Below are 20,836 nucleotides of genomic sequence, written 5' to 3' on the forward strand. Positions count from 1 at the left end.
AAAAAATACCCCAGCGAGCTGGGGTATGTATTTTAACGACTTTTCACTTATTTGGAAGTGTCACAGTTGTGGCTTAACAACATTAGTTCACGAAGTGCCACTGAGAACTTCGCAAAATCATGGCTTTGCGATGTTTTGAACTCAGATAGCATCTGCTTCCAACGTTGTAATAGTAGATCTTGGTTATCCATCCACTCATCAATTTGTGCATCAATGTCTTTGCTGTCTGCAGCAAAGCTATTAAGTACCACAGCTGATAATGTGCGTTGTTGCCAATCCAACTCTTCACGGTATGAAGCACGAGCAAGTGCTTGCCAGTGGTTTGCAACTGGTTGGTTGGTGATTTGGTCAAGGAACCAATGTAAGCCCATACGCGCACCAAGCTTAAAGTAGGTATTAGAAACCATATCAATACTACGCTCTGAATTATCTGCGATTTCAGCTAAGTCCATTACAGAGAATAGGCTTGATAGTGACACAATACGTGTTGCAAGTGCTTTTGGTACATTGCTGTCAATTAGCTTCTCAGCCGCTTTAACTAGGCGATCGCTTTCTTTTTCAACCATGTAGCTGTTTAAGTTTTCACTTAAATCAGCAAATGTTGGTGCAAAGAATTCAATTGCTTGCTCAATCGTTTGAGCTTTATTGCGATGACGTAAGAACCAACGTGTTGCACGACGAACCGTACGACGTAATTGATATAGCATTTCTGTTTGTACAGCTGCTGGGATCTTATTATCAAGTGCAACAATTGATGACCATGTTTCTGGCATCTGGAACACTTCTTTTGCAATTGAGTAGCAAAGTGCGATTTCAGCTTCGTTAGCACCTGTTTCTTCGTGCATACGAATCATGAAGTTAAGACCCATATCGTTAACGATGTTATTTGCAAGTTTCGTTGCGATAATCTCTTTACGAAGTGGGTGGTTATCCATTGCATCGTTGAACTTCTCACGAAGTGGCACTGGGAACGACTTAACTAATAACTGACGGTAATAAGGGTTTTCAGTGATTTCATCAACCACTAGAGACTCTTTTAATACCATCTTCGCGTAAGAAACAAGTACAGAAAGCTCTGGACGAGTTAAATCTTTACCCGCTGCTGCGCGCTCTGCAAGTTCTTCATCCGTTGGGATGAACTCGATTGCACGGTTAAGCTTGCCATCTTTTTCAAGGGCATGGATGAAACGTACTTTTTCTTTAAGCGTTGACGTACCTTTTGATTGAGTAATCGATAAGGTATGCGTTTGACGATAACAGTCTTTTAATACTAACTCAGACACTTCATCTGTCATTGAATAAAGTAACTCATCACGCTGTTTACGTGTTAAGTCACCTTCAGCAACTAGGCCATTAAGTAAGATTTTGATGTTTACTTCGTTATCTGAACACGCAACACCACCTACGTTATCGATGAAGTCAGTGTTAACACGACCGCCTTTAGCCGCAAATTCGATACGACCTAATTGAGTTGCACCTAAGTTACCGCCCTCACCTAAGATCTTCGCACCAAGCTCAGAACCGTTAATACGTAGCGCATCATTCGCGCGGTCACCCACATCAGCATCAGTCTCTTTAGAGTTCTTGATGTAAGTACCGATACCACCATTCCAAAGTAAATCAAACTCCATCATTAGAGCCGCTTTGATTAACTCGTTAGGTGTCATGCTTGCTTTCTTAGTGCCAAGCATTTTCTTCATTTCTGGGCTTAAGCTAATTGATTTAGCCGCACGAGAGAAAATGCCACCACCTTGTGAAATAAGGTCTTTGTTGTAATCTTCCCAAGAAGAACGCGGTAGATTAAATAAACGCTCACGCTCTGGGTAAGATGTCGCTGCATCTGGGTTTGGATCAACAAAGATATGCATGTGGTTAAACGCTACTTGTAAGCGAATGTGCTTAGAAAGCAACATACCATTACCAAATACGTCACCCGCCATATCGCCGATTGCTACAACAGTGAAATCAGTTGTTTGACAGTCAATATCCATTTCACGGAAATGACGTTTAACAGATTCCCACGCACCTTTAGCAGTGATACCCATTTTCTTGTGGTCGTAACCTACTGAGCCACCTGATGCGAATGCATCACCTAGCCAGAAGTTATATTCATTTGCGATGCCGTTTGCGATATCAGAGAAAGTCGCAGTACCCTTATCGGCAGCAACAACTAAGTACGGGTCATCTTCATCATGACGAACAACATCAACTGGTGGCACAATCTCACCACGTTCAATGTTATCTGTGATATCTAATAAACCACGGATGAAAATCTTGTAGCACTCTTGGCCTTCTTTGAAGAATGCTTCACGGTCTGTCGGTAGCTGTTTACATACGAAGCCACCTTTCGAACCGACTGGCACGATAACCGTATTTTTAACTTGTTGCGCTTTAACAAGACCCAGTACTTCAGTACGGAAGTCTTCACGACGGTCTGACCAACGTAAACCACCACGAGCAACTTTACCACCACGTAAATGCACACCTTCAACGCGCGGCGAGTATACAAAGATCTCAAACGCAGGCAGTGGTAATGGCATTTCAGGGATCATAGAAGGCTGAACCTTGAACGATACATATGACTTAAATTGGCCATCCGCTTCTTTTTGGAAGAAGTTCGTTCTAAGAGTTGCATTGATCATATCAACGTATAAACGAATGATACGATCATCATCTAGGTTTGCTACGTTTTCAAGCTCAAGATTAACTTGTGCAACTAGCTTCTCAAGTGTCTTTTCACTACCTGGGTTCTTAACTGAGAACTTTTTAGTGAATAAGTTAACGATTTGCGATGCAATGTGTGGGTAATTTGCAAATGTGCTTTCGATGTAAGTTTGCGAGAAAGTTACACCAATTTGACGCATGTATTTAGCGTAGGCACGAAGAATAGACGCTTCACGACCTGTTAAGCCACCCATTAATACTAAACGGTTGAAACCATCGTTTTCTAAACGGTTATTCCACACGTTCGTTAACGCTGCACGGAAACGCGCTGACACTTTATCAAAATCAGCAATGCCCTTGTTGTCAATTAGCATGGTGAAATCCATGATCCAATTAACTTTACCGTCAGTCGTTTTCACTGAGTAAGGTGTTTCACCAACTACGCGTAAACCAAAGTTTTCTAACATTGGCATAACGTCAGACAGGTGGATTGGCTCATCTTTATGGAATAAGCTTAAACGAACAACATTAGTGTTTGCTTCTTCTTGTGGACGGTAGAACAACATTTCTAGTTTGTTCTCGTCATTCAGAAGTTCTAGCTTTTCAATATCAACAACCGCTGCACTTGGTAAAACCTGATCTTTATACGCACTTGCAAACGCTTGTGCATATTTACGGTTTAATTCTTTACCGCGTGCTTCACCTGCGCTTTCAAGTAGTGCAGATTGGAGTCTATCTTCCCAAGTACGGGCTGCTTCAATTAGGTTGTTTTCGATGTCTTTCACGTTATATTCAATATTATTGTCAGTCACACGCACCGTGTAATGTGTACGGGCTAATGTTGACTCAGAGAAGAAAGTAGTAAATTCGACTTTATCGTCAGAATTAAATGCATTGGCTAAGATACGTTGCGTTTCACGACGTAGTGCTGTGTTATAGCGTTCACGCGGTACATAAACCATGCAAGAGAAGAAACGGCCATATGCGTCTTTACGCACAAAAATACGGCACATATCACGCTCTTGTACTTGTAATACGCCCATGGCAACTTCAAGTAGTTCAGCTTCACGTGCTTGCACAAGTTCATCACGTGGATACGTTTCTAAAATATTTAATACCGCTTTGTATGCATGGGTGCCTTTTGCAAAGTCACACATTTCCATAATGCGGTTAATCTTACTTTTCAGTACAGGTACATCAGCGGCGCTGTTGTTGTAAAAGCTTGATGAGAATAAACCAAGGAAGCGGTCTTCACCAATTACATTGCCCTCATCATCAAAACGCTTAATACCTACATAATCGATATACGCTGGACGATGTACACGAGACACTGAATTTGTTTTCGTTAAAATTAATAAGTTACTGCTACGCGCTTCTTGGCGCGCTACTTCAGGTAACTCAGAAAGTAAACGGCTATGCTCTTCGTCTGTGTTTTTCATCAGACCAAGGCTAGTACCTTTTTTACCTTTTAACTGGTAATCACCCTGCACTGGCGAAAGTTCATACTCACGGTAACCCATTAGCGTAAAGTTATCTTTAGCTAACCAGTCTAAAAACTCTACCGTTTCTGCAACTTCGCTTTCGTTATTGTTATGGTGGCGTTTAGGTAAGTCTTTCGTTACCGCAATAAGCTTTTCACGAATTGGCTGCCAATCTTCTACAGCGATAGATACGTCAACTAACACAGACTCAAGTTCTTTTTTGAAAGACTCAATTACTTTTGCATCTGTTTGACGATCAATCTCGATAAAGAACACAGTTTTTGTCGACGTTGATTCTTGCTCTGCTTTTAAGCTTGAAATACCGGTGATTTTAGCATTTTTATCACGTTGGATTTTCAGCGGAGAGTGAAGTAATAAGTGAGAAGCGATGTTTGCGCGGGTCATGGCCATACGCACAGAATCAACGAGGAAAGGCATGTCTTTCGCGATGATTTCAACAATGGTGTGCGATGACTGCCAGCCATCTTTTGCCACTTCAGGATTGAAAACACGGACAACCGCGTCATCAGAATTATTTTTTTCTAGCGAGTTCCATAGGCTTAGTGCAGCGCCATATAAGTCACTATCGTTGCGATGAGCCAAATCCTCTTTAGACATATTGCTGTACAAGGCTTTGGCGAATTTCTCAACGAGTAACACATTATCAGCGTGAACTTTTTTCTGGATCAGCTTACAGACATTATCTAAGATAACCGAGGCTTGCCCTTCATTTCGTGTCATTGTATGTTCCTTAATCTATACTACTTATCGATTAGTAGAATATTTGTACAGCCATTTATTAGCGTGGAGTCAGGTAAATTCTAACTCTTTTACAGCTAATAAACAGCCTTTTCGATGAAATCATTTTAAGCTTTTCAGCTATTTGGTCATCTATTCACAAAATATAGATATAAATGGCCATTACTGGCCATATCGGAGCACAATTATTCACATTATTTTTTCTGGTCAGTCCAGAGGAAGCTACCAATTGCAGGTAAAAGTAGTACTGCACCCAACATGTTAACCAAAAACATGAAGGTTAAAAGAATACCCATATCCACTTGGAACTTCAGATCAGAGAAAATCCATGTGCTAACACCAATGGCTAAGGTAATACCTGTGAACAGCACTGCACTACCTCGCTCTGCTAATGCATTACGATAAGCGACTTCCAGTGCCACACCTTGTTTTAGCTGCCCCATCATTGATGAAAGTATGTAAATCCCGTAATCGACACCAATACCAACACCTAAAGCGATAACTGGTAATGTCGACACTGTTAAACCTATTTCAAGTTGTACCATCAACGCTTGTGCTAAGGTTGATACGATGTACAGAGGTAATACAACCGCGACCGTTGCCTTCACACTTCTAAAGCTAATTAAGCATAGCAGGATTACGGCGCCGTAAACGTAAAGCATCATAGGTAGCTGTGCAGCTGATACCGATTCGTTCGTTGCGGCCATAACACCGACAGGGCCTGACGCTAGCTTAAACTTTAATTCATCGGTTTCTTCTGCCTTAGCAAACTCTTTAACTTTCGCTACCACATGATCAATCGTTTCTGCTTTGTGGTCATTTAAGAAAATAATCACTGGCATTACTGAGCAGTTACCATCGAGTAAACCTGAGCTTGTTTCAACCCGTGAAGTAGCTTGCACTAAACTTGCCGTATTGCGCGGCAGGCTTTGCCATTTTAAGTTCCCTTCGTTAAAGCCGGCATTAACTGACTGTGCAACTGAGCTTAAGCTCACAGCCGATTGTACCCCGGCAACGTTTTCCATCTGCCATTGGAAACGACTAATACGCTCCATAACATCATGCTCCGTACACGCAGCAGGATACGCTTCTACAATCACTTTTAGGATATCTGAAGAAATAGTGTATTTATCAGAAATCAAAAAGGTGTCTTGGTTATAGCGGGCATCTTGGTGCAAAGATGGCGCACCAGCATGTAAGTCACCAATACGCATTTTGTCAGCTTGCCAGTAACCCACTGCAAATAACACAGCCGTAAAGACGATAATAAAACCTGCCGTTTTACGATCTGTGGCTTTTACTAATAGCTCGCGTAACTTGTCTAGTAGATTTGGTTTGTCTGTGTGAGTACCTGCTTGAATATGCACAGAGCCTTCAAAGCGCATGTAGGATGCCCATACAGGTAATAAAATTAAATTAGTGAAAATAATTACCGCTACACCCAAACTTGCGGTGATAGCAAGTTCACGGATAATACCAATATCAATGGTGAGTAAGGTTAAAAAACCAATTGTGTCTGATAGCAGTGCAATACCACCCGGGATCAAAAGTGCTCTAAAGCTTGCCTGACAGCAAACCCGAGTTGAACTACCCGTAGACACTTTTTTGCCGATGTCATTGATCATTTGCACGCCATGGCTTACACCAATCGCAAACACTAAAAACGGCACTAAAATTGACATTGGGTCTAGACCAAAACCTAAGCTTGAGAGCAAGCCTAACTGCCAAACAACGGCAATGATTGAACAGGCAATCGGTAAAATTGTCAGTTTTAAAGAGTGGCAGAACAGCCAAACCATCACAAATGTGAAAGCAATGGCAATAGCAAAGAATAGCAGTACGCCCTTAGCGCCCTCTGCGACATCCCCTGCCATTTTCGCAAAACCGATAATATGAATACTAACCTTGTCAGTACTGAGCGGTTCACGAACTTGTGTTTCTAGCTTTTCTGCAAATGCTAAAGTGTCGAGTTTTTCTTGCGTTTGTGGATCAGTCTCAAGTAGCTGAGCGGTTACCATTGCACACGAGTAGTCACTGGCAATCATACGGCCAACGACTTTTGCTTTTTCGATGTTTTCTTTTACAACCGCAAGACCACGTTTATCAGCAGTGAAGTTTGCCGGAATAATTGGACCGCCAGCAAAACCATCTTCAACTACTTCAACAAAACGCGCACTCGGTGCGAAGATTGAATTAACTAACGGGCGATTTACACCTGGAATAAAGTAAAGCTGATCATGAACTGCTTTAAGTTGGGTGAAAAATTCCTCATTAAAAATATCACCATCTGCATCACAGACAGAAATTAAAATGCTGTTAGCTCCGCCAAACTGTTTTTCATGTTTGGTGTAAACTTTCATGTAGTCATGATTAAGCGGAATATTTTTATTAAACGACGCGTCTAATTGAATTTGTGTTGCTTTGAATAATAAGAAACAAGTGATCAAAGCAAAGGAAATAATTGCGAATAAGCGATGACGAAACACCGCTCTTTCTAAAATATCTAAAAAACCACGCATTACGGATTCAACTCCTTCACTTTAATGCCATTTTCTGAAGCCATAACTAGTTTGTCTTGAAACACAACACCATCAAGTAACGATTTACCATCGGCCATTTGTTGTTCTGATAATTGGCCATCCTCAATTTGGAATATCACCCCGCTATTGGCAAATAATAACCACTGGTTGTTGTATTTAATCGCGCTATTTACGGTTGCATAATTGTCGTGTGGTATTTGTTGCCACTGTTCGCTGCCTGCTTGGCGAGTGAAAATGTTGCCTCGAAGGCCTGCAACTAGGTCTTCCCCACCTTGATCCGCAGTTGACGCAAACGTAAAGAAAGAGCCCATATATATCTCCTCAAGACGCTGCCAGGTTTGACCATTGTCGACACTTTGTGCCATTAAACCCATTTCACCGGCTAGAAATAGACTCTCATCGGTTTTAACGATGCGATTAAAGTGCGGCAGTATTGAAGCAGTTTCAATTTCATAGCCTTCTGGGTCACTGTCTTTTAAATCATTGAGGTATTCACGGTCTTCTTCAAATAACAGGCTATCTAAAAAACGTTTCTGCCAAGTTTGGCCACCATCGTTAGTTTCATAAAACATTCCATATGCACCGACTGCATACCCTTGTTTGTCTGTAGTAAATAAAATGTCTAAACATGGCTTATCCATGTTTGGTAATGATTGCTGTAATTGCCACGTTTTACCTGCATCTACGGTATTGATGATGGTAGCATCATGGCCACATGCCCAACCTAAATCGCTATTATAAAAATCAACGGCTGTTAGCAGCACTTGAGTAGGCACACTGGCTTGTTGCCAAGTTTTAGCGTCTGTACTTGTGATAACCACACCGTGTTTGCCAACTGCAATGAGATTTGGGCCAGCTAGTTCAATGTCGGTGAGAAGAGTTTTGTTTGCGTTAACAGCGCTAATGGCTTGTTGTGGCATAGGCATGTCTTGAGCAAAACATGAAGCACTATAAGCAAGACAGGCATAAAGCAAATACTTCATAAAGATAAATCGCCTTCGAAAAAATAAAAAGAGAAGTCAAAAAAGTCACTGGGAAACCTAATGCGTGTACTGATGACTTACGCGAATTGCAAAAGGCACCTGGAGTCAGGTGCCTTAAATGGATTAACGACCTTCGCGGCGTAATGCGCTTGAAGTAAACTCGTTATCGTTGAATGATTGTGAGAAATCATACATTTTTTCTTGGTTGTCTAAACCAATTGCTAAATAACGACGAGAGTTAAGGTCATGATAAACTTCTAACGTACTCCAATGAGTTGGTACTTCATAGTAGTTAAGACCATGCGCCATCGCTACACGATACATTTGATCACGGTTATCATAGATATCCGCTACATGTACTTGCCAGCTATCCTCGTCAATATAAAAAACACGTTTCTTATAAATATGACGCGTGCCCTCTTTTAGGTTCGCTTCAACCACCCAAACACGGTGTTTTTCATAACGAACATGCTCAGGGTTGATATGACCTGCTTGTAGAATATCATCGTAGCTTAGTTTGTCGCTGTGAAGCTTGTAGCTGTTATAAGGAATATAAAGTTCTTGCTTACCTTTTAATGTCCAGTTGTAACGATTCGGAGAACCATTGAACATATCAAAGTCATCAGTCGTACGTAAGCTATCAGCTGCTGTTCCCGGTGCATCGTAGGCAACATTTGGTGCACGACGAACACGACGCTGGCCTGAATTGTATGTCCATGCTTGGCGTGGTGTTAAAATTTGGTCCATCGTTTCATGTACTAATAACGCAGTACCGGCAAGACGAGCAGGCTCAGTTACCTTTTGCTTAAACTTAAACAAGATATTAGATTCTTGAAGCTTCTCAGGTGTTGCTTCAGGTGATGAGTACTCAACTAACAGTTGCTCATCAAAACCTACATAGTTATATGAACCAGAGGCTGTCGGTGCAGCTTGACCACCAGAACGTTCAATTGATAGGCCACGGAATCGCAACAAGTGGTTCCAAATAGCTTCTAAACCATCTTTAGGAATTGGGAAAGGAACACCCACAGCGGTATTTTTAATACCGTTACCACCTTCAACTAATTCAGCTGTCGTCGAATATTTTTTAGTTGCATCATATACAAACTGTGGATATGACGCACTACGACGGGTTGGGTAAATGTTCATTTTGAACGTATCAGGATAGGTATTGAATAATTCAATTTGACCTGGGCTCAAGTAGTCTTTGTACTGGGCAACGTTCGATTTATCAATCGTGAATAAAATTTTATCATCGGCATATGGATCTGGATGGTGCATACCCGGTTTGTAACCTGCTGGCGGTGTTGTGATACCACCATCCCAAGCTGGAATAGAACCGTCTTTATTCGCTGCTTTTTCAGCGCCAATTGGCGTTAAATCACTGCCTAAACGTGCCGCTTCATCAGCGGTAATTTTTGCAAGTACACTTGAGCTTGCGAAAACGCCGCAAAACGCTGCAGCAATGAGGGTAGGTTTTCTAATAATCATAATTTACCCTTAGATTGAATATTTAATATTAAATGAAACATAATCGCGGTCAGAGAAAGTATTCGTTGCGCCACCACCCCAGAATGAGTTGTAGCTAAAGTCGAATGACCACGCATTTTGATAATTGAAGTTCATAGTAACACCGAGTGATTTACGGTCTTCAATAAATAAATACATCGGATCTGGTGTAATACCATTCACATCGTGTGAGAAAACAAAACGAGGTGAGAAGTTTACGCCACTAAAAATATTGTAGTAATCACCCTTAGCGATAAGGCGATAGCCCCATGCAGACGCTGTTGGGAATGGGTTTGTTTCAGGACCATTAGACAGACCTAGGTGAAGTGTTGAATAATCATCACTTAATGGGCCTTGCATAATGCCGCTTCGACCAGTACCGGAAACGTTTAAACGGAGCTCGTCATAATCCGGCATATCGTTAATTCTAACGCCACCAACTTCACCAACTACCGCCCAGCTATCAGCACCTAATGATGGACCAAATAAGTGTGTTGCAGTAAATTGTAATTGAGCAGTGTTACGAAGAATAAATCCTTGTGCTACTTCACCAGGACCTACAACGCTAGTTGCATCACCCGGACTCATTTGCGAAATACCTGCAAAATCAGGGCGAATACCTGCAACAGCCAATTGCTCTGGCATACCCGCGTAAAGTAACTCTACGTCATCAATTTGCAGAGGCTCATCTTGACGGAAAGCAAATTCACCAGAAAAAGCCGTTTCACCAATTGATGTATTGAAGCTCAAGCCATATAGCTTAATGTCTTCTGGGTATTCTAGCTGGCCTTTGGTAAATGCTTGTAAACTAGTTACATTATCTTCAGTGATATCTGTTGTTAATAACATACCGATATCAGCAGCGATTGCCGCATCAGTGAAGTTTGATACCTGGCCTGAAATCACAGGACGACGGCTATGGTAGTTAATGTGGTATAACGCTACTTCAGTATCGTTTAACTCAGGTAAAAACATACCCAAGCGTAAACCGTATTGACCACCATCATCAGGTTCATTTTTACCTGCACCGCCCTTACCTTTCAACGCAACTTTGGTTGGGTAAGCGAGATACATTTGCGACATCATCGCTATGCCTTGTGCTGATGTAGGGTCAACACCTTGCGAGCGAACAATATCATCTAAATTATTTAAGCTTTCTGTTAAGAATGCTAAATCGATATCTGGGTTAGACGTGAAGCCTAATTGAATATTCTGCTGATAGCCATTTTCTGACGCGAAATCGTTCGTCGAGAAGTAAGTACCAGCCGCTGGAAGGCGTGTTTCATGCCATTCATATTGGTAGAAACCTTCTAGCGTCAAGTTATCTGTGATGCCTAGTGATGCCCAAAGCATACCAACAGGTATGAAAGCTTCTTTTAACTCTGCACCTGGCGCTTTTAAACGATCGATATCAACAGGGTTAACGTTAATACCATGAGAAATCAAAGTACTCTCACCCCAGTTCACAACTTGTTGGCCTAAACGAATAGACAGCGGGTTACGGCCTTCATTTAAATCAAAATTTGCCCAAACATAGGCGTCAAGTAAACGTAAATCAGCACATACTTGTTCTTTAGTGTCGTCATCATCACAAGGGTCAACTTTTTTACCCGACGTTGGATTGGTATAAGCAAAGTCACCATCCATTAAGGCAAAATCATAAAAATACATAAAGCGAGTGAAGAAACCAAAGTTATCTTTACTGATAGAAAGCTCATGAGTGCCTTTTAATAACTTTGAGAATGAATCTCCACTATCAAAGTTTAAGTTTCCGGCATCACCATTATTTGAGTAAGCACCTGGTTGGTTCCAAACATCAGCTGAAGAATAAATAGGGTTTAGAGCTGAGTGATAACCTGTCCAATCAAATGATGGATTATTACTTTTACCTATGTGTTGAAAGTCTCGGTCTTCAACACGAATGCTTTGACCATAAGAAAAGTTAGAGTCAAAACGTATGTCAAAGTCACCTAACTCGAAATTAGCCGCGTGCAAAGATGTGCTTGAGAGACCTAGTGTTGCTGCTGCAAGCCCCAAAGCTATTTTGTTTTTAACAAAAAGCGATCGTTTTATCATTGTGTTCATCCCCCTGTAACGGGTTGTTTTGTGATCAAATTGTTGTTTTTAGTATCTTTCTAACGATAGAAGCGAAACAGTAAAATTACAATATAGAACGCGTCTAATCGGTTAATATTTATTTAAAAATGTGACGTTTACGTATTGGTAAGACGTCATACCAGATAATTTATACACGTAAATTAACAATAGAACAAATCGAATTAACAAAAATATAATAAATTTAGCGAATTGGGGATAGATAAAATTAGTGTTTTTTATGAAAAATCATCAAAAAAAGCAGCCGTAGCTGCTTTTTTAACTAATTTTCTCGAGTTTTAAAAACTGATTTTCAGACGTTAATGTCAGCCTAAAACGCCCTCTTATTCCTAGCGAAGAAATAAAAGGACGCAAATGGTGAGCATCAAAGCGAACTGTCTTGCCACCATCCTCTGTGACTTGCACTGATTTATATTTACCATGGTAATAATCAAGACATTCCGAGTAACTCAGATACAAGGCAAAATAATATTCTGTCATTAACTTTCGAGTGCTTTCTCTACTTTTTCAAACAGATCATCACTAAGGCCATCTAAATCAGCTAAACGTTGCAATTGTGCTTTCATTGCCGCTGAACGATTTTCATCATAGCGTTTCCATGACATAAAAGGTGTCAGCATGCGCGATGCATTTTGCGGGTTAATATCATTTAGTTTCACTAATAAGTCACCTAATAGCTGGTACCCTTCACCATCAGCTCGGTGGAACTGAGTGATATTAAAGTGACTAAAGCTACCAACCAAAGCACGCACACGGTTAGGGTTACCAAAGTCAAAACTTGGATGATCATAAAGCGCTTTGATATCGCTGATACTCGTTGCTGAATCTTTCATCGCTTGCAGTGCAAACCATTTATCCATAACGAGTACATCATGACGCCATTTAGCATCAAACTCTGTTAAAAGCGTATCACATAGTGAGTGATTTGCTTTTACAACAGCACTTAATGCAGCAAGGGCATTGGTCATATTATTACTGTGGGCTGACTCTCTGATGAGGCTATTAACATCGCTGTGATTTGTTTTCGCTAAATAGTATAAACAAAGTTGCTTAAGAGCACGTACTGCAACGGCTGTAGCGGATGTTGAACCATCATCTTCAAGCACGTTATAACAATTAACCAATGATTCTGTTAAGAAGTTGGCAATTTGCGATTCAAATGCATTTTGTACAGCAATAATGTCATCAACAGGGATGACGGCATATTCTGCTGCAAGAGTATCGTAGCTAGGCAGTTTTAACAGCTCCGCAATCAATGCAAGGTCACCTTCACGATTATCAACTAGTAGCTTTAATGCCGACAAGATATCATCAGATAAGCAAGCTTCACCACTGGCAATCGCTGCTTTCATTTCATTAGTAAATAAACGCTGCTGAGCATCCCAACGTGAAAAGTCACTGCGAGCAAAACGCATAATATGTAACAGATCAGCGGCAGATGTATTTTGATTAACAATACATGGCGCAGAGAAATCTTCGAGTAGCACTGCTACTGGGCGCTGTTTAATACCTTCGAAAACAAACTGCTGCGTTTTTTCAGTGACATTCAATACCGAATCTTGCGGCTGATTATCAATCACAAGAGGTAATGACTGCCCTTCACTATCTAAAAGCTCAATAGCAAAAGGAATGTGCAGTAAGGCATTGTTAGGCTGATTATCAGGTGCAAACTGCTCAATGCTTAATGTGAAAGTCTGGTTTTGTTCATCATACGCCTGCTCTACATTGAGCTTAGGTGTACCCGCTTGACTATACCAACGCTTAAATTGTGTTAAATCAATGCCAGACGCATCACTCATGGCTGCAACAAAATCATCACAAGTAACTGCTTGTCCGTCATGGCGCTCGAAATACAATGCCATACCTTGTTGGAACTTTTCTTCTCCAAGTAAGGTGTGCATCATACGAATAACTTCAGCTCCTTTGTCATACACAGTCACTGTATAAAAGTTATTCATTTCAATGACTTTTTCTGGGCGAATTGGGTGCGCCATCGGCCCTGCATCTTCACTAAACTGATGAGTACGCATGACTTTAACGGCATCAATACGATTAAGCGCACGTGAACCTAAGTCGCTACTAAACTCTTGGTCACGGAAAACCGTTAAGCCTTCTTTTAACGACAGTTGGAACCAGTCACGGCAAGTCACACGGTTGCCGGTCCAGTTATGGAAGTACTCGTGCCCTACAATAGATTCAATCGTATGGTAATCTTTGTCTGTGGCTGTTTCTTGATTTGCAAGAACACATTTAGAGTTAAAGATATTCAGGCCTTTATTTTCCATTGCGCCCATGTTGAAGAAATCAACGGCAACAATCATGTAAATATCTAAATCGTATTCAAGGTTAAATCGCTCTTCATCCCATTGCATTGATTTCTTTAAAGATGTCATGGCATGTGGCGTTTTTGATAAATTACCTTTATCAACAAACAAAGCTAATTCAACTTTTCGTCCAGACTTCGTCGTGTAATGGTCACGTAATACGTCAAAATCACCGGCGACTAATGCAAATAAGTAGCTAGGCTTTTTAAATGGGTCTTGCCATTTTACAAAATGACGACCGTCATCTAAGTTACCTGATTCAATTTGGTTACCATTAGACAGCAAGTGAGTGTACTTTTTGTCGGCAATAATGGTTACATCAAAGCTGGCAAGTACGTCTGGGCGGTCAAGGTAATAGGTAATCTTTCTAAACCCTTCAGCTTCACATTGCGTACAATAAGCACCACCCGACAAGTACAAACCTTCTAACGAGGTATTCGTTTGCGGGTCAATATGGTTTTCAATTTTCAGAATAAAGCTTTCAGGTAAGTTATGAATGATCAGCTTTTCATCTTCTAGCGTGTAATCATCATACGCTTTGTCATCAACCATCAATGAAATTAGCGTTAAATCAACACCATCAAGCAAAAGATCTGCATTGCTTTCATCGGTACGATTGATTGTCATTGTTGACTGCACTGATGTTTTTAAAGGGGCTAATTCGAAGCGTAAATCGATGTGTTGGATTGAAAATTGTGGGGCTTGGTAATCTTTTAAATATTGAGCTTGAGGTTTACTCGTAGCAGACATTACTGACTCCAAATGGCCCTGCTTAGCAGGGCCTAAATAGTTTATTCGGCGTTAGCTTCTTGTTTAAGATGTTTTGGGGTAATACGTAAAATTTTAATACCAAAATAGGCATAAACAACCGCTAAGAATGGATTAATTAAATTAAAGAACGCGTACATTGCATAGTCAAATGGATTGATTAGTAAAACACTTTGCATGTAGGCACCACAGGTATTCCAAGGAATAAGTGGGCTAGTAATTGTGCCACCATCTTCTAATGTGCGAGATAAGTTAACAGGCTTTAAACCACGTTTTTCATATTCGTCTTTAAACATACGTCCAGGAACAACAATCGCGATATATTGGTCAGCTGCAACCGCATTGGTACCAATACAGGTTGCAATCGTTGCAGTGATAAGAGAACCCGTGCTTTTAGCAATTTTTAAGATGCTCTTAACGAACATATCAAGTAAGCCAGTTTTTTCCATGATAGCGCCAAACATCAAGGCCGTCATAATCAGCCAAGTGGTTGTTAACATGCCAGCCATACCACCACCGCTCAATAATGAATCCATTTTTTCATCGCCAGTGTCGATGCTGAAACCATCAAAGAACGTTGTCCAAACTAATTTGAAGTAACCAATTGCTTGGCCTTGTGATGCATCAATTTGGCTATTGATTAAATCAGATTGAAATAACATAGCCCAAATCGCGCCTAGCACCGCACCAATCGAAATAGCTGGGAAAGCTGGCATCTTACGAATTGCTAAAAACAACAACACCACCAGTGGCACTAGCATTTCAAAACCAATATTAAAGTTTTGCTCTAATAAATTAACTATTTCATCAATACGGCCCGCTTCTGTTGAACCACCGGCATTAAAGCCCATAAAGATAAAAATAACTAACGCAATAATGAAGCTTGGCACTGTAGTCCAAAGCATGTGATGAATATGCTCAAATAAATCAGCCCCAGCCACTGCTGGCGCTAAATTAGTTGTTTCAGAAAGCGGGCTTAATTTATCACCAAAGTAGGCACCAGAAATGACCGCACCTGCTGTAACAACTGGTTCAAGACCAAGACCAGTTGCAACACCTAATAACGCCACACCGATAGTCGCAGCTGTGGTCCAAGAGCTACCAATACTCATAGCCACAATGCCACAAATCAAACAGCTAGCGGCATAGAACCAGCTCGGATTGATAATTTGTAAGCCATAGTAAATTAGAGTGGGTACAGTTCCTGATAACAGCCAAGTACCGATTAAGGCACCCACCATTAACAGTATAATGATTGCTCCAAGGGATAAGGTGATCCCCTCAATCATGGCTTGTTCTAGTTTCTTCCAGGTGTAACCATTTTTTAAGCCAATTAATGCCGCGGTAAATGTAGCGAATAATAAAGCGATTTGGTTAGGACCAGATGATGAGTTATCACCGAATAAATAAACAGCAGCGCCTAGTAGGCACACGAGCACAGTAATTGGGATTAAGGCATCTAAAAAACTGGCCTGTTTAATTGGCTTCTCTTCAATTGAATTCAAAAGATAGTCTCCTACACGTCTTATGTGGCGTGTTTAATTATTATTGTAAGCTTTGACGCAAAACTTCAGTGGCCTTATGCAGCCAGATTTTGTGATTATACCAATCTAACCTGTTTTAGGTAGCAAAAAAGGCGCTTAAGCGCCTTTTTATTAATCGATATTGCTAATTAATTGCTAATTATTTCTTAGCGATACGACCATATTTTATATAATCTTGGGTGATTAATGCCGCTTCTTCTAAGAAAGGGTCTAGCTCGTCAAGGCTATCAGGTAAATCGTCAAGCTTCTCAACTGGCTTTTCACCAAGGCGAACAAGTCGTTCATTAGCACGTTCTAACGCGCGTTCTTCACCTTCGTCTTTCTCTTTTAGACGCGTCGCTTCAACCAATGAGATAGTCTTACGGTCTTTCTCTTCTTGATAGCGTTTAATGTCAGCAAATACATAGCCAAACTCAGGCTCGTCTGCAATACGGGCATCATGAAGCTTATTAACGTAAGCAATCGCTGGTTTGAGGTTATCAACAGAGTTGTACTTAGCACGTATGATACTATCCCAAGGTAGCGCGTTGTCTTGTTGACTCTCACCCCACTCTGATGGCTCAATTGCCGATGGGAATGACACATCTGGGATCACGCCTTTGTGCTGTGTGCTTCCGCCGTTAATTCGGTAGAATTTTGCAATGGTATACTGCACGCTACCTAATGGGTGGTCGTATAGGTCATAAGCACGGCCAAGTGGTTTATGCTGCTGTACAGTTCCCTTACCAAAAGTTTGCTCACCAATCACAATTGCACGGCCATAATCTTGCATTGCTGCTGCAAAAATTTCTGAGGCAGACGCACTGTAGCGATCAACTAACACTGTCAGTGGGCCATCGTAAAAAGTGACACCATCACGGTCTTTTTGCTCTTCAATACGATTATTTAGCGTATGAATTTGTACTACAGGACCTTGATCGATAAATAAGCCAGAAAGTTGCGTCGCTTCGTAAAGTGAACCACCGCCGTTTTGACGTAAATCGATAATGATACCGTCAACTTTGGCTTCTTTTAATTTTGCAATTTCAACTTTTACGTCTTGCGATAAATTGTTATAGAAACCAGGGATTTCAATCACACCAATTTTGCTGGTTAAGTCTGAATATTTTGCTTCAAATACTTCAGATTTTGCAGCACGGTCTTCTAAGCGAATTTTATCACGCGTGATTTCAACCACTTTTGGTGTACCGTGAGCATCCGCCCCTTTTAAGTATTGCAAGCGAACTTTTGTCCCTTTCGGGCCTTTGATTAAATCAACGACGTCATCTAAACGCCAGCCAATCACATCAACAAACTCTTCACCTTCTTGCGCAACACCAATAATACGGTCATCTGCCTTTATTTGTTCAGACTTATCAGCCGGTCCGCCTGGGACTAAGCTACGGATTACCGTGTAATCTTCGTCATAGCTAAGCACCGCACCAATACCTTCTAACTCAAGATCCATGTCCATCTTGAATTGCTCAGCGCGACGAGGTGATAAATAAGAGGTATGCGCTTCAATGCTTCGTGCGAATGAGTTCATCACGATTTGAAAAGCATCTTCACTGTTCGTTTGTACTAAACGCTTTTGCGCGTTGTGGTAGCGTTTGGTCAAGACTTCTTTAATGCCTTGCCAATCTTTACCAGTCATTTTTAATCGTAAAGCATCGTATTTAACGCGCTGACGCCAAAGTTCATCAAGCTCAGCTTGGCTTGTTGCCCACTCAGCGTCTTCACGGTCAAACAGGTACTCATCTTCTTTATCGAACTTCATTTCGTTTTCAAGTAACGATAAAGAATAGTCATAGCGTTCAAAACGACGTTTTAAACTTAAATTAAAAATATCAAAAGCAAATCCCAATTTACCTGTCGACAATGCATTATCAAACTGGTCTTTATATTGCTCAAACGAGGCAATATCAGAGGCTAAAAACACATTTTTATTGTAGTCGAGAGATTCAATGTAACGATCAAAAACCTTCTCAGATAATTCATCGTTAAATTTAATTGGTTTGTAGTGTGCACGAGTAAATAAGTTTGTCACCCGTTTGCTTGCCGTACTATGTTGGCTTTCTTGCTTGAGTACTGGCAGGTCTTTTTCAGTCAAATTGTCTGAAGATGCCAATAATGAACCTGAAAACAGGGCAGCGACTAACGGAATGAGCGTAAACTTTTTACTCATACACAACTCCTTTATTTTTTACAGCTATTAAATGATATACAGGCTGTCTGCTTTGGTCTTAACTTGCATCCCTGTTACTAACTCAACGTGAACTTCATCTTTATTCACTTCAGTAATAACCGCGTTTACAAGTGCTTGGCCAAGTTTAACTTTAACTTTGCTATTAACCTTGACCTCTGAGGCAGGTAAAGGTTCAACTTTTCCTGAACGTTTTGCAGGAGCAGCTTTAGCAGGCTTATTACTTACTTTAGCGCCTTTTTCGCCAGATTTAGCGTGGTGGCCACTATTCTTTTTGTAAGATTTTGTGTCACCGTCTTTGCGTGGGCGTTGTGGCTTCTTACGCTTCGCCATTTTAGCGCGGCTTTCTTCTAACGCTTTTTGTGCGTGCTCAATGTGCTCTTGTTCTACTTTTTCGTCTTGATTACCATCAAGATCGATACGGAACTCAGACTTAGTCACCGCTTCTAAATAGCGCCAGTTTGATGTGTACTTTCTTAGTGCTTGACGAACCTGAGTTTTACTTACTTTCTCAGAACCTTCAATACGCTCAGCGATATCTTTAAAGATACCTACTTTAAGCGGCTGAATACCGTCTTTTTGTTTAAAACATTGTGGAAATTCTTGGTATAAGAAATCCAATACTTCATTAATATCTTTTAGCTTGTTTGTGGTTTCCATGTTAGAACCTTTTATTACATCTTTTCATCAAGTGATGAATCGACATAGTGTGTTACCCAGTCGGTCAACTCTTCGAAGTCCGCTTCAATAAGCGCTAAATCACCACGAAGGTGTTCCCAAATACCATTTATAATTTCATCAATTGATTCACAGTCAAGGTCATCTGGTAGACGCTCCCATGCCATGTGAATCAAGTCGTTGAGCCTTTCGGCAACAACTTCTTCTTCCCCTTCCCAATCACCAACATCATGGATTGCAAAGAGGTAATCTTGCACATTTAGCAGATCTTTCATTTTAGATTTGCCTCAAAGCATTTTACCAATGCTTCTAAACCAGCTTGATCATCAGCATCGAATCGCGCAATGCTTGGGCTGTCGATATCAAGTACAGCAAATACTTTACCGTCTTTGAAAATCGGCACAACTACTTCAGAGTTAGATGCAGCATCGCAGGCAATATGACCAGCAAATGCATGCACGTCTTCAATGAGTTGTGTTTGTTGTGTTTGCGCGGCAGTTCCACATACCCCTTTACCTACTGGAATACGGATACATGCAGGATTACCTTGAAACGGCCCTAGCACTAATTCTTCAGGTGAATCCATTAAATAAAAGCCCGCCCAATTGATATCCTCTAAAGAGGTAAATAACAGCGCACTAATATTTGCCATGTTGGCAATAACATTTGATTCACCAGTGATTAGCGACTCAGTTTGTTTAACTAATGACTGGTAAAAATCTTGCTTTTGCATACCAAACTACTTCTTATTAAACATACAGTAGCTAAAGGTACTCTTTGTAGACGACAAATGAAACCTTTTAAGGGCAAAAAAAAACATTTTGCCCTCAATTTCAGTCAGCTTGATTAAATATTCTGCTATTGATGAGAAGATTGTGTTGTAAGGCCCTGTCTTAAACCGAATAAAAACAGTCCAGCTGCCAGAGCAGACATCACAGCATTGACTACAAAAGCCATACCTGTTGTAGCGCTCAGTAAGTAGCTAAAAATAGCGCCACCTAGTAAGCCAAGTGTCAGAACACCTGAATAATTAACCTTTGCATATTTAAACATAAGTAAATAACCAGGCACTACAAATGCTGCCATAGTTAAGCCTACTATGTGTGCATTGGCAATTGCGCTAACAAGTAAATTAAAGAAAATGCTAAAACCATTTCCTTCAAGTGTGAATGCATAATAAAGGCCTAAGATACAACCGATGATCACAGGCGATAATAAAGAAAGTCCTACACTCTTTGCTAAACGATGTTTCATAAATTCCCTAATGTCACAAAGATAATACGAGAAGT

The 20,836-nt window shown here is 40.8% G+C and carries 13 protein-coding genes; all 13 read right to left on the reverse strand.

What is annotated here, in order from left to right:
* Positions 1-47: 47 nt before the first annotated feature.
* Positions 48-4,886 carry an NAD-glutamate dehydrogenase gene (locus L1272_RS11460; RefSeq protein WP_187489256.1) on the reverse strand — a complete coding sequence of 1,613 codons (4,839 nt, stop codon included), beginning with the start codon at positions 4,884-4,886 and terminating at the stop codon, positions 48-50.
* A gap of 212 nt (positions 4,887-5,098) precedes the next feature.
* Positions 5,099-7,423 carry an efflux RND transporter permease subunit gene (locus tag L1272_RS11465; protein WP_054551390.1) on the reverse strand — a complete coding sequence of 775 codons (2,325 nt, stop codon included), beginning with the start codon at positions 7,421-7,423 and terminating at the stop codon, positions 5,099-5,101.
* Positions 7,423-8,427 (reverse strand): WD40/YVTN/BNR-like repeat-containing protein, encoded by a 1,005-nt coding sequence (locus L1272_RS11470; protein ID WP_235373469.1) that lies wholly within the window; start codon positions 8,425-8,427, stop codon positions 7,423-7,425. Before L1272_RS11470 ends, L1272_RS11465 begins: the two co-directional genes overlap by 1 nt.
* A gap of 123 nt (positions 8,428-8,550) precedes the next feature.
* Positions 8,551-9,915 (reverse strand): DUF1329 domain-containing protein, encoded by a 1,365-nt coding sequence (locus tag L1272_RS11475; protein WP_235373500.1) that lies wholly within the window; start codon positions 9,913-9,915, stop codon positions 8,551-8,553.
* 12 nt (positions 9,916-9,927) lie between these two features.
* The gene (locus L1272_RS11480; RefSeq protein WP_054551392.1) at positions 9,928-12,012 is read right to left on the reverse strand and encodes a DUF1302 domain-containing protein; all 2,085 of its coding nucleotides are present in this window, start codon (positions 12,010-12,012) and stop codon (positions 9,928-9,930) included.
* A gap of 297 nt (positions 12,013-12,309) precedes the next feature.
* Positions 12,310-12,531 carry a DUF2835 domain-containing protein gene (locus L1272_RS11485; protein ID WP_082389168.1) on the reverse strand — a complete coding sequence of 74 codons (222 nt, stop codon included), beginning with the start codon at positions 12,529-12,531 and terminating at the stop codon, positions 12,310-12,312.
* Positions 12,531-15,125 carry an aminopeptidase N gene (gene pepN / locus L1272_RS11490; RefSeq protein ID WP_235373470.1) on the reverse strand — a complete coding sequence of 865 codons (2,595 nt, stop codon included), beginning with the start codon at positions 15,123-15,125 and terminating at the stop codon, positions 12,531-12,533. Before pepN ends, L1272_RS11485 begins: the two co-directional genes overlap by 1 nt.
* A gap of 41 nt (positions 15,126-15,166) precedes the next feature.
* Complete coding sequence (gene nhaC, locus L1272_RS11495; protein WP_235373471.1) at positions 15,167-16,648, reverse strand: Na+/H+ antiporter NhaC; 1,482 nt, start codon at positions 16,646-16,648, stop codon at positions 15,167-15,169.
* A gap of 178 nt (positions 16,649-16,826) precedes the next feature.
* Positions 16,827-18,851, reverse strand: a complete 2,025-nt coding sequence (gene prc / locus L1272_RS11500) for a carboxy terminal-processing peptidase (RefSeq protein ID WP_199529679.1) — start codon at positions 18,849-18,851, stop codon at positions 16,827-16,829.
* A 27-nt stretch (positions 18,852-18,878) separates the two neighbouring features.
* Entirely contained in the window at positions 18,879-19,529 is a 651-nt protein-coding gene (gene proQ, locus L1272_RS11505) for an RNA chaperone ProQ (protein ID WP_166340275.1), read from the reverse strand.
* Positions 19,530-19,543: 14 nt separating this feature from the next.
* Entirely contained in the window at positions 19,544-19,822 is a 279-nt protein-coding gene (locus tag L1272_RS11510; RefSeq protein WP_054551397.1) for a hypothetical protein, read from the reverse strand.
* Positions 19,819-20,280, reverse strand: a complete 462-nt coding sequence (locus tag L1272_RS11515; RefSeq protein WP_054561594.1) for a GAF domain-containing protein — start codon at positions 20,278-20,280, stop codon at positions 19,819-19,821. Before L1272_RS11515 ends, L1272_RS11510 begins: the two co-directional genes overlap by 4 nt.
* A gap of 125 nt (positions 20,281-20,405) precedes the next feature.
* Positions 20,406-20,801: a hypothetical protein gene (locus tag L1272_RS11520; protein ID WP_235373473.1), complete on the reverse strand. Its 396-nt coding sequence runs from the start codon at positions 20,799-20,801 to the stop codon at positions 20,406-20,408.
* Positions 20,802-20,836 lie beyond the last annotated feature (35 nt).

Source organism: Pseudoalteromonas sp. PAST1, assembly GCF_021532515.1.
In the GTDB taxonomy this organism is placed as follows: Bacteria; Pseudomonadota; Gammaproteobacteria; order Enterobacterales; family Alteromonadaceae; genus Pseudoalteromonas; species Pseudoalteromonas simplex.